The 10,648-nt window shown below is 36.5% G+C and carries 10 protein-coding genes; 8 read left to right on the top strand and 2 right to left on the bottom strand.

All coding sequences use genetic code 11. From position 1 onward, the window contains the following. Positions 1–788 precede the first annotated feature (788 nt). From QWY86_RS20195 to QWY86_RS09385, 5 genes are all read left to right on the top strand, one after another. On the top strand, positions 789–1,145 hold the full coding sequence (locus QWY86_RS20195; protein WP_290241255.1) for a hypothetical protein: 357 nt from the start codon (positions 789–791) through the stop codon (positions 1,143–1,145). A gap of 86 nt (positions 1,146–1,231) precedes the next feature. Continuing rightward, positions 1,232–2,005, top strand: coding sequence for a TIR domain-containing protein (locus QWY86_RS09400; RefSeq protein WP_290241253.1), 774 nt, complete (start codon positions 1,232–1,234; stop codon positions 2,003–2,005). Between the two features lie 5 nt (positions 2,006–2,010). Then, the gene (locus QWY86_RS09395) at positions 2,011–2,403 is read left to right on the top strand and encodes a hypothetical protein (RefSeq protein WP_290241251.1); all 393 of its coding nucleotides are present in this window, start codon (positions 2,011–2,013) and stop codon (positions 2,401–2,403) included. Between the two features lie 162 nt (positions 2,404–2,565). After that, entirely contained in the window at positions 2,566–3,201 is a 636-nt protein-coding gene (locus QWY86_RS09390) for an AbiU2 domain-containing protein (RefSeq protein ID WP_290241249.1), read from the top strand. Positions 3,202–3,412: 211 nt separating this feature from the next. Then, the gene (locus QWY86_RS09385; protein WP_290241247.1) at positions 3,413–4,279 is read left to right on the top strand and encodes a glycoside hydrolase family 25 protein; all 867 of its coding nucleotides are present in this window, start codon (positions 3,413–3,415) and stop codon (positions 4,277–4,279) included. Positions 4,280–4,869: 590 nt separating this feature from the next. On the opposite strand, the gene QWY86_RS09380 is transcribed toward QWY86_RS09385, so the two are convergent. Both QWY86_RS09380 and QWY86_RS09375 read right to left on the bottom strand, forming a co-directional pair. Next, entirely contained in the window at positions 4,870–5,967 is a 1,098-nt protein-coding gene (locus QWY86_RS09380) for a mandelate racemase/muconate lactonizing enzyme family protein (RefSeq protein ID WP_290241245.1), read from the bottom strand. Positions 5,968–5,969: 2 nt separating this feature from the next. Continuing rightward, entirely contained in the window at positions 5,970–6,953 is a 984-nt protein-coding gene (locus tag QWY86_RS09375) for a PDDEXK nuclease domain-containing protein (RefSeq protein ID WP_290241242.1), read from the bottom strand. A 103-nt stretch (positions 6,954–7,056) separates the two neighbouring features. Here QWY86_RS09375 and QWY86_RS09370 point away from each other — a divergent pair, with 103 nt between their 5' ends. From QWY86_RS09370 to QWY86_RS09360, 3 genes are all read left to right on the top strand, one after another. Next, complete coding sequence (locus tag QWY86_RS09370; RefSeq protein WP_290241239.1) at positions 7,057–9,078, top strand: thioredoxin domain-containing protein; 2,022 nt, start codon at positions 7,057–7,059, stop codon at positions 9,076–9,078. An 81-nt stretch (positions 9,079–9,159) separates the two neighbouring features. Beyond that, on the top strand, positions 9,160–9,789 hold the full coding sequence (locus tag QWY86_RS09365; RefSeq protein WP_290241237.1) for a porin family protein: 630 nt from the start codon (positions 9,160–9,162) through the stop codon (positions 9,787–9,789). A 204-nt stretch (positions 9,790–9,993) separates the two neighbouring features. After that, positions 9,994–10,500, top strand: coding sequence for an FKBP-type peptidyl-prolyl cis-trans isomerase (locus tag QWY86_RS09360; protein WP_290241235.1), 507 nt, complete (start codon positions 9,994–9,996; stop codon positions 10,498–10,500). The last annotated feature ends 148 nt before the right edge of the window (positions 10,501–10,648 follow it).

Genomic DNA, 10,648 nt, shown 5'->3' with positions numbered 1-10,648 from the left:
GTTTGTCAAACTTCTGCTGTTTACTACTCCGGGCGGAATAGATAAACTCTGTTTCTTTTATTTCCATACACTGATTTTAGTGTATAGCATTTTCAGGAATCGACAGCTAGAATAAGCCTTTGATGTACACAAATATAATGAATGTATTTGTGATTTGTTAAGGATTCTTTATGGTTCGTCACTTCAATACTCTTCATTGCATACCATAATTATTAGAGGTTTAATTATTTCCCTAATTCAGGGTCTTGCCTCGGCTCGTCGCCGAAGGGCATCTTCTTTGTTCTTGATAACAAAGAAGCAAACAATCAAGGCGTGGACCATTTCTTGAATTGAGCTATCGAAATTTTATTAGCGATGATATGAGGTCTGCCCAATACACAATCCCTTTCAGACTGCATATCCTCTTGCTCATCAGGCTCTGTAAATTGGTGCACAAATTTCAATGCTGAATTCTGCGAAAATCTCCTAAGCCATATAGCATGGCGCAGATAGCGAAGCGCTACATTCGTTCAATAGTTCAGTTGTTCATTGGGTGAGTAGCTTCTAAACCTGATAACTCGTCATTCCCGAATGCCCGGTACAGGTAACGAGCTGATTTTTTATCAAGCGTGGCTTTTCTTAGTTCCCCTCTTTTAGAGGGGTGCCCGTAGGGTGGGGTGTTATTTTATTCTAAATAGATTCTTTAATCGATAACCAAGTAATTTCTGCTTAGTGTTTGTAAATGAATAAATTAAGTGTACATTCGATTTAACCAATATTTAAATCAACCCTCAACGCTCTTAATCATTTTGAAAACGCTTCTCTTTCTCTTGATGGCTGGCTTGCTGTTTTTTAATGCGCCACCCAAAAAAAAACATTCTTATCCTACGCCTGTAGCCACTTGCTACGGCAAAAGCAATTGTACGGCTTGTTCTAATTGCTCGGGTTGTAAGCATTGCAACGCTGGTGGCACTTGCGGCGTTTGCAGCAGACCAAAATCAACAACAATTAATACTTTTAGCAGCAGTAAAACTCAACAAGCAGCAGTGTTTATGTTGGGCAATGTAAGGCGCTCACCAAAAAAGGAGCAAGGTGTAAACGAAGTGCGAATGGTAATGGCTTTTGCTGGCAACATGGGAAATAATGAGGTTTACAGGAAACCGTAATTTGGTGATATTTTAAGAAGGAAATTAGTATAAAGATAAATTAGCGGTAATTATATAAAGACCACCATACTCAACGACAAGACAAAATGGAAAAATCAAAATCATATAAGGACACATACTTTTCAGCAGACGTGATTAAACGTTCCTTGAATGAAAATATTAAGGAGCAAGTTGGTAAAAGTTCATATAGACTTAGACGTGAAAATGAAACATTGACACTTGACGATGAAAGAGAGTTTTTTGCTGAATATAGAAAGCCACATGACAGTTCGACAATTAGAAAATTTGATACCAATATTAGCATAACAATAAACTACACAAAAAACGCTGACACTACGCTAATAGTAGAAGCAAAAACCAGAGGTGAAATAGAAAATGTATTTGAATTATTTGAAGAAAATCACTCTCAATCCATTGTTCCTAACGACAAACAAATAAAAACTCCAGTAATTTTTATTGGACACGGACGAAGTTCCCTTTGGAGAGATTTGAAAGACCACATGACAGACAAACATGATTATAAAATTGAAGCATATGAAACAGATGCAAGAGCTGGACATACAATTAGAGACGTCTTGGACGAAATGGCAAATAAAAGCTCCTTTGCAATCTTAGTTATGACAGGTGAAGATGAGGATAAAGAAGGCAAGTTAAAAGCAAGACCGAATATAATTCATGAAATCGGCTTGTTTCAAGGACGCTTAGGTTTTAGTAGAGCAATAGTGTTACTTGAAGACGAGACGGAGGAATTTTCAAACTTATTTGGAATACAGCAAATCAGGTTTTCAAAGGGAAACATTAAAGAAGTTTTTGGAGACATATTAGCAACTTTAAAAAGAGAATTTGACTTTAAAAAATAACAATCATGAAAGCAGACGTTCAGTATAATGACTTTTTCGGCACAGCCGCAGCAGATATTTCAGACTTTTTAGGCTCAAAATATGGTGATGACCTTGAAAGTTTCGGCAAATATTTCAAAATAGACGAAACAAGATTTAAGGTTATTGGCATTTCAATTTATGGGACGGACAGTTTTTACATTTCATTTTTATGCGTGGATAAACAAAAAAGCACCGAAGAAAAGGAGCATATTGTAAGCATGTCTATTGACATTGAAAACGAAAAGGAAATTTTAGATTTTCTATTTAAAAGGTTGCATATAGTCTTACACTCCAAATTTGACAACAAATATCCAAGTATGAAATATGACGAAGAAGTTAATTATAGCGACTACCATGAAACTGATGATGAAGAATAACTACCGGTAATAATGTATTGTCATAAGCAGGCCTGAACGTCTTTGATTTGACATTTATGCAAGGTTCTATATTGATTCTTCAATTAAACTTTTATACTAAAAATCCCAGCCTTCGACAATACACAAAACGATTAGCAACATTTTGAGGACTACCTTTAGCCTATGAAAAATTTAAAAGCAGAACTAGGAGTTAAATTAGAAAAAATTTTACATGTATATATTTTTGCACAGGAAGCCTATCTGTATACTGAATATTTTCATAATCCTGACACTATTGAGGAATTAGACTTATTAACTAAATCTCCACATACAAGCAATCTCTCAACAATTATGCATTTGATGTTTCGGACTGTAATAGTTGAGGTTTCGAAACTTTACAGCCGTTCGGATAATGACAAATTTCAATTAGAGAATTTTATCAACTCACTTTCGTCTTCCGGACATTTTAAGAAATTAAAAATTTCTGCGGAGCATGTAGGAAAATGGAAAAACCTTTTATCTGATAACAAACATATTATTGATAACATATTGACTCTCCGTAGTAAATTGTATGCTCATACAGATAACCCAATGATAAGTTATAATAATGAAATTGACATTTCGTTCAAAGAAATAAAAATCCTTTTAGACATCTGTTCAGAAATTCTTAAGAATATATACCATGATGTATTTAATACACACTTATTAACAGACTCACCAACATTTGACAGAGAGCGCTTCTTGATATTAAAGTCGTTGGCGAGAGGAGAAAAGGATAGACAAGAAGAAATTGTAAATAAATATAAAGTTTGGAGATAATAATATGGTGAAAAATCAAATTTATAACAACGGTTCGCCACCATTCTTGATTTAATATGGCACTACAATCACTTCTGCAAGAAAAGAAATTTCCACCAATCTCAAAACCATTCAAACTTATTGTCAAACACATATAAAACTAGAGTTGTCTGCCTATTCCTCTTTTCCATTTCCACGCAATTTTCCTCAACTTAGCGGTATCAAATAAAATATGCCGCCAGAGAAAAGAAAACCAATTGTTAGGAAAACCTCAATCCGAAAGCCTGTAAGCCGCAAAAAGAAAACCAAACCCTTTCCTACGCAATGGAAAGTGGCGATTGCTGGTTTGCTATTGATTTTATTGTCGCCATTTTACTATGGTTATGTGGTGAGTGCTTTTGTTTCATCGTGGCGGTGGATTAAAGACATTGGCGAAGATCCAAACTACCGCACTTATGAAAGTTTTAATATTAAAATACCTAAGAAATATTCCATTCATGGTATTGATGTTTCTTATTATCAGGGCAAAATAGATTGGGCAAAGGTTAAGGTAATGAAAGAAGATGAAGTGAACATCCGCTTTGCTTTTATCAAGGCTACGGAAGGTCTGTTATTAGTGGACCCCTATTTCCAAAGAAACTGGCGTGAAGCACCAAAAGTGGGCATACTTTGTGGAGCATATCACTTTTTTCGTCCGAAGCGTAATGGTAAGGCGCAGGCAAAATTCTTTCTTCAAGTAGTGAAAATAGAAAAAGGAGATTTACCGCCAGTTGTCGATGTAGAAAGTTTAGATGGCGTTTCTCCATTAAAAATGAGGGCTGAGCTTGCTGATTTCCTGAATTATGTAGAAATGAAAACGAAAGTCAGACCGATTATTTACACGGGTTTGAAGTTTTACGAAGATTATTTAATTGAAAAATTTGATGAATATCCGCTTTGGATTGCGCATTACTATCAACCGAAGCTTCGCTTAGACAAGAGCCGCTGGAGGTTTTGGCAACATTCTGATAAAGCAAAGATTAGTGGGATTGGTCATGTAGTGGATTTTAATGCTTTTAATGGGGATAGTACAGCGTTAGCGGAAATGGTAGTGAGGTAGGGTTTTGGTTGATTTGGTTTCTTTTTATAATTCGTCATTGCGAGGTTTGTAAAACAATAATTGTTTGAGGATTCAATTATTTTACTATTTCACGGTCTTGCCTCGGCTCACCGCCGCCGGGCTCTTACCTTTTTCTTGATAAAAAGGTAACCAAACCGAGCATTTCTGCGAGCTCATGACTACCATTAAAAAATATACAATGAGGCATAACATCAAGGCTTCCCGAATGCTCGGGACAGGTGGAACTGTTGTTGAATAGGCTAGTGGAAAATTTGATGGCAACAGCGGGTTAGGTCCAATGAAAAATTGGACTGACCGCTGTTTTGGTAATTCGTTATATTAAAGTTTCTGCAAAATTTTCAACGGCCTATTCTTCCAACACTTCCTAGGCCAGATAGCAGGATGTCTATAGCAAAAGTATAATGTCGTTTGCGGCATTTCGGCACCTTAGGCGTAATTATCCCGACATTCTCAGTTTGCACTGGCAGAAATTGTATAAGATAGTCTGATGTTGTTTGCCTATTAAATATTTAGTAGTTCTTTATACACTATACCCAAACCAATTCCCTAATGAACCAATGACTAATGAACTACACCACCCAACTCTCGCATTTCTCCAAGAAAAATTCATCGGCTTCAGCACCAATACCTGGGGTTTCGGGTACATCTAAAAAGTATCCGTTGTAGGTTAAGCCATCTAGAACAGGGTCGACTAAATGACCGAGCAGAGCGGTGTCTAAATCAAAAAACTCCACATTCGGACTGGCCAGAGCAAAGTGCAAATTCGCACTCAAGGCAATTCTACTTTCGAGCATACTTCCAATCATACATTTAACGCCTTTCTGTATGGCTTCTTCATGTATTTTTTGAGCGCCTAAAATCCCACCTGATTTAGAAAATTTGATGTTTAGATGAGTTGTAGATTGACTGTTGATTAACTTTCTGGCATCATGGTAATTGTAACAACTCTCGTCGGCCATTAATTTTATTGGCGAATTTACATTCAGTTCCGGTAATTTATCATCATACCATGTGCGCATCGGTTGTTCACAAAATTCGATATTGTATTTCTCCAGTTCGCCCAAGGCAAATAAGGCTTCATCAAACGTCCAGCCTTGGTTTGCATCCAATCGTAAGGTCATTTCATGACCCACCGCCTCACGAATGTGCTTTACCCGCTCAATATCATCCTGCACCTTTTTACCGAGTTTAATTTTAATAATTCGGCAGCCTAAACTTTGGTATTTTAGAGCGGTTTTCGCCATGCCTTCTGGCGTATCAATCCCAATGGTCATATCGGTTTCGATAGTTCTCTTAGTACCACCCAAAAATTTGTAAAGGGGTAAACCTGCATCTTTAGCCGAAATATCGAACAAAGCCATATCAAATGCACTTTTAATGGTGCTATTATGGTCGGCATAGGCTAATAAATCGTTCATCCGCTCGGGAATTTCCAGCGGATTTTTGCTCTTTAAAATGGCTGCAAAATCTTTGGCCATTGCAATACAGGTTTCCTGCGTTTCGCCAACAATCATCGGGAAGGCCGAACATTCGCCAATGCCATGAATGCCGCTATCGGTGTAGATTCTAATTAACACGTTTTGAGCAAAGTGCATGGTTCCCGTCGCGATTACGAAAGGTTCCATCGGAATGCTAAAACGATATATTTCGGTATGTGTGATTTTCATGGTTATAGGTTTTCTAGCTCAAAACGTTGTCTATCAGTCTCTATTAATGTTTTTAATTCTTCTTCTTTTGGTAAATAGAGTAAATATTTGCTTGCGAATAATTTATTTTTATCGTTTAGTATTGAATATTTAACAATGGTTTCATCCTTTTCTGAACAAAGTAATAGGCCTATGGTTGGGTTGTCATCATCACTTTTTTTCAAATCATCGTACATTCTAACATACATATCAATCTGACCGATATCCTGATGATTTAAGGGGCCAGTTTTAAGGTCTATAATTACAAAACATTTCAGTAGGTAGTTGTAAAAAACCAAATCAATATAGAAATCAGAAGTATCGGTTACAATATGTTGCTGTCTGGCTACAAAGGCGAAACCTTTTCCAAATTCCAATAAAAATTTTTGAATATGGTCTATTATAGAACTTTCCAATGCTCGCTCTGAACTTTTTTCGTTTGGATTTAATCCTAAAAACTCAAAAATGTAAGGGTCTTTCAAGAAATCCTCTATTTCCTGTTTAGTGTCTTGCTTCGTATTGTTCGAAATAACCCTTTCAAAAGCCAATGAATTGATTTGCCTTTGCAATTCCCGGCTATTCCAGTTAGATGCAATAGATTCGGATAAATAATATGTACGTTTTTGTATTGTATCTAACCTCGAAAGCAGGCGATAGTGAGTCCAACTCAATTCGTGACGCAATGCGTCACGAATTGGAAATGATTTGTAAAAAGTCCTGATGTTTCTGAGATTACTTTCATCAAAACCCTTTCCAAATTCATTGGTAAGTTGCTGAGAAAGGTTTCCTAGCGTAGATTTTCCATAATCTGCTCTTAATTTTCCTTTCTGTTCATCTTCAATAATTAGCTTTCCGATTTGCCAATAAGATTCTAATAATGCAGAATTTGCAGCACGAAATACCTTTAACCGAGATTGAGTTATAATCTCTTTAATGGCACTAAATAAGTCGTTATTTGATATTTCCAAAATGCAATAGATTTCTAACTAAATTATAAAAACAAAACTAAAAACGAACAGCTTTGTAGATAATTAATAGCTTTACATCATCAATTAAAACCTCGGAAAATCCATGTCTAACGTTAATTCATCGCCCAACAATTTAATCAACGCCTCATCGCCATATCTATTGCAACACGCTTATAACCCTGTATATTGGTATGAGTGGGGGAATGAGGCGTTGGAGAGGGCTAAGGCAGAAAATAAATTGATATTGGTGAGTATTGGTTATTCTGCCTGTCATTGGTGCCATGTAATGGAGCGAGAAAGTTTTGAAAACCATGAGGTTGCCGAGGTGATGAATCAGCATTTTATCTGCATCAAAGTGGACAGGGAGGAACGCCCTGATATCGACCAGATTTATATGTATGCCATTCAATTAATGACGGGTAGCGGTGGCTGGCCTTTAAATTGTATTTGTTTGCCAGACCAACGCCCAATTTATGGCGGAACATATTTCAGAAAAAATGATTGGATTAACATTCTGGATAATGTGGCTGGTTTATGGGCAAATGAGCCGGATAAAGCCATTCAATATGCTGAGCGCTTAACTTCTGGCATCCGCGATAGCGAGAAAATAATGCCCTCGATTAATCGGGAGGATTATAACGAATCCCATCTAACTGAAATTATTGAGCCCTGGAAACGCCATTTCGACATTGGTTACGGTGGTTATAATCGTGCTCCAAAATTTCCTTTACCTAATAACTGGGTATTCTTATTGCGATATGGTTTCTTAAAAGATGATGAATCCGTTTTTACAGCGGTTTGTCATACTCTTGAGGAAATGAGCAGAGGTGGCATTTACGACCAGATTGGTGGCGGTTTTGCCCGTTATTCGGTTGATGATAAATGGCATGTGCCGCACTTCGAAAAAATGCTTTACGATAATGCGCAACTGGTGAGTTTATATGTTGAGGCTTTTCAATGCACTAAATTTGATTTGTTTAAACAAATCGCAACTGAAACTATTGAGTGGGTTTTTAATGAAATGACTTCGCCTGAAGGTTTATTTTATTCTGCTTTAGATGCCGATAGCGAAGGTGTTGAAGGTAAGTTTTATGTTTGGGGTAAAGCTGAATTTGATGCTATTTTAGGTGAAGATGCCGATTTAATTGCTGCGTATTATAATATTACCGAAGATGGAAACTGGGAAGAGGAGCAAACCAATGTTTTACGTAAAACCTTAAGCGATGATGATGTAATTGCAAAATTCGGTATTACCTTAACAGAATTATACGATAAGGTTACCGAAGCAAAAGCAAAATTGATGGCAGCGAGAAGCAACCGTGTTCGCCCAGGTTTAGATGATAAATGCCTAACCGCATGGAATGCGATGATGATTAAAGCTTTGGTAGATGCTGCGCAGATTTTAAATCACGATTTGTATTATCAGAAAGCATCAACGGCAGCCCGATTTATCTTAAATAATATTAAATCAGAAATTGGTGGTTTGTACCGAAATTATAAGAATGGCAAGGCATCAATAACCGCGTTTTTAGATGATTACGCCTTTTTAATTGAGGCTTTAATTGCATTGTACGAATACGATTTTGATGAGCAATGGCTTAACGAAGCCAAACAATTAACCGATTACGTTTTGGCAAATTTTACCGATGCAGATTCACCGATGTTGTTTTACACCTCGGCAGCAAGCGAAAGTTTAATTGCTCGTAAACACGAAGTGATGGATAATGTAATTCCTGCGGCAAATTCTACAATGGTTCTGAATTTAAAAAAAATAGGCTTGTTGTTTGATGCAGAAAATTATACTGAAAAGGCATCAGCAATGCTTGCTGCGGTGCATCCGAAAATAAAATCTTATGGTTCGGCTTATTCAAACTGGGCTATTTTACTATTAAATGAAGTTTATGGCATCAATGAAATTGCCATTACAGGTTTAGAAAGCGATGTAGTTAAATTGGAGTTAAGTAATCACTATATTCCAAACAAAATTATCCTTGGAGGTACTGAAAGTAATTTACCTTTGCTTAAAGGCAAGCAAAGTAATGAGACCAAAATTTATGTGTGCAGAAATAAGGTTTGTCAATTGCCGGTGAAAACTGTTGAGGAAGCATTGGAACATTTAAAATAGAAGGGTATTTATTTACCTAATCTTCATAGGATTTTAACTCAAATGGATTAAATTGTAAACATCTATTTAAATTAACATCTTATGAAAAAACATTATATGGCAACGGCTTTTGCATTGCTTACGTTTTGTGCTGCAAAAAGCCAGATTGTTCCAACCGTTAAAGCAGGAGTTACTTTTCCTTCCATTTCTAGCAGTCAATCTATGGATTTACAAGATGTACCTAATGCTGTAGATTATGGTATGTCAACTTCATTTTACGTTGGCGGAACGATAGATTTTTCATTGTCTAAAGTAATGTATTTACAAACCGGGGCAATGGTTGTTGGTAAAGGTGGTCAGAATGAGTTTTTCGGAAATAAAACCAAAATCAAAACCTTTTATGTTGAGGTTCCGGTAAACTTCCTTTACAAATTGCCATTTGGCATACATAAATTATTGTTAGGCGCCGGCCCATACGTGGCTGTTGCCTTTGATGGGCATACAAAATTAAAAAGTGCAGAAGGACAAAAATATAATATGGATATAAATTTCGTAAGAGATTTTAAACGAACTGATTTCGGATTGGATTTTGTAACCGGACTAGAATTCTCTAAACATTTAACTTTTAATGTGGGTTATGGTTTAGGTTTACTGAACATCAGGGGTTCAGGTGCTGATTACATTACCGATAGAAACCAGGTTTTATCGGCAGGCTTAGGATATAGATTTTAAGCTTCGATTCCTGCTCATGTCTTTTATTTGTATTCTCTTTGAACAAATAAGCGTAATTTTTGTTAGCTTAATAATTACTATATCTTTGCCAACGCAATATTAAAAACACCGCTGCGGGTCTTTATAACTATTTGCAAAATAATTATGCTCGTGGCTATTTTAAAGATAAGCAAGCATTAAAGTACATACAATAAAACAATTTAAATGAATATTTCACCAAACTCAGTAGTGTCGTTAACTTACGAATTACATACTACTAACGAAGAAGGACAACAAGTTTTTGTAGAAAAAGCCGACGAACAAAATCCTTTAGTATTTTTATATGGCGTAGGCATGATGTTGCCAAAGTTCGAAGAGCACTTAACTGGCTTAAAAACTGGCGATGAGTACAGCTTTGAATTATCTGCAGTAGATGGTTACGGAGAACAAGATCCAGGTGCTTTTGCAGATTTACCTAAAGCAATGTTTACAGAAGCAGGTGGCGAAGTGCCAAATGTTGGTGATGTAATTCCTTTGCAAGATAACAACGGTAACCAATTCAGAGCTGGTGTTACTGCCGTTCACGAAGAAACTGTAGCGGTAGATTTGAACCACCCAATGGCTGGTAAAAATTTAATGTTTGCCGGAACTATTTTGAGTGTTCGTGAAGCTACACAAGATGAGTTGGCTCATGGTCACGCTCACGGTGCTGATGGTCATTCAGGTCATTAAGAACTAAATAATTATTTCAAAATATGAGCCTCAGGTATTAATCTGAGGCTTTTATTTTTACTGAGAATTTTAAAAAGGTCATTATATTGTTGTTATGCAAAATATATTGACTGTTCGTGTGAGGCCATTTGAGGCTAGGTAAACATTG

Source organism: Pedobacter aquatilis (assembly GCF_030409415.1).
In the GTDB taxonomy this organism is placed as follows: domain Bacteria; phylum Bacteroidota; class Bacteroidia; order Sphingobacteriales; family Sphingobacteriaceae; genus Pedobacter; species Pedobacter aquatilis.
The sequence above is the reverse complement of the archived record's forward strand: the minus strand, read 5'-3'. Positions and strand labels throughout refer to the sequence as shown.

Excerpts from the sequence above, each read along its gene's own strand:
- QWY86_RS09385 (WP_290241247.1), top strand. The coding sequence starts at position 3,413 with ATGCCGCCAGAGAAAAGAAAACCAATTGTTAGGAAAACCTCAATCCGA.
- QWY86_RS09365 (WP_290241237.1), top strand. The coding sequence starts at position 9,160 with ATGAAAAAACATTATATGGCAACGGCTTTTGCATTGCTTACGTTTTGT.
- QWY86_RS09390 (WP_290241249.1), top strand. The coding sequence starts at position 2,566 with ATGAAAAATTTAAAAGCAGAACTAGGAGTTAAATTAGAAAAAATTTTA.
- QWY86_RS09380 (WP_290241245.1), bottom strand. The coding sequence starts at position 5,967 with ATGAAAATCACACATACCGAAATATATCGTTTTAGCATTCCGATGGAA.
- QWY86_RS09400 (WP_290241253.1), top strand. The coding sequence starts at position 1,232 with ATGGAAAAATCAAAATCATATAAGGACACATACTTTTCAGCAGACGTG.
- QWY86_RS09395 (WP_290241251.1), top strand. The coding sequence starts at position 2,011 with ATGAAAGCAGACGTTCAGTATAATGACTTTTTCGGCACAGCCGCAGCA.
- QWY86_RS09370 (WP_290241239.1), top strand. The coding sequence starts at position 7,057 with ATGTCTAACGTTAATTCATCGCCCAACAATTTAATCAACGCCTCATCG.
- QWY86_RS09360 (WP_290241235.1), top strand. The coding sequence starts at position 9,994 with ATGAATATTTCACCAAACTCAGTAGTGTCGTTAACTTACGAATTACAT.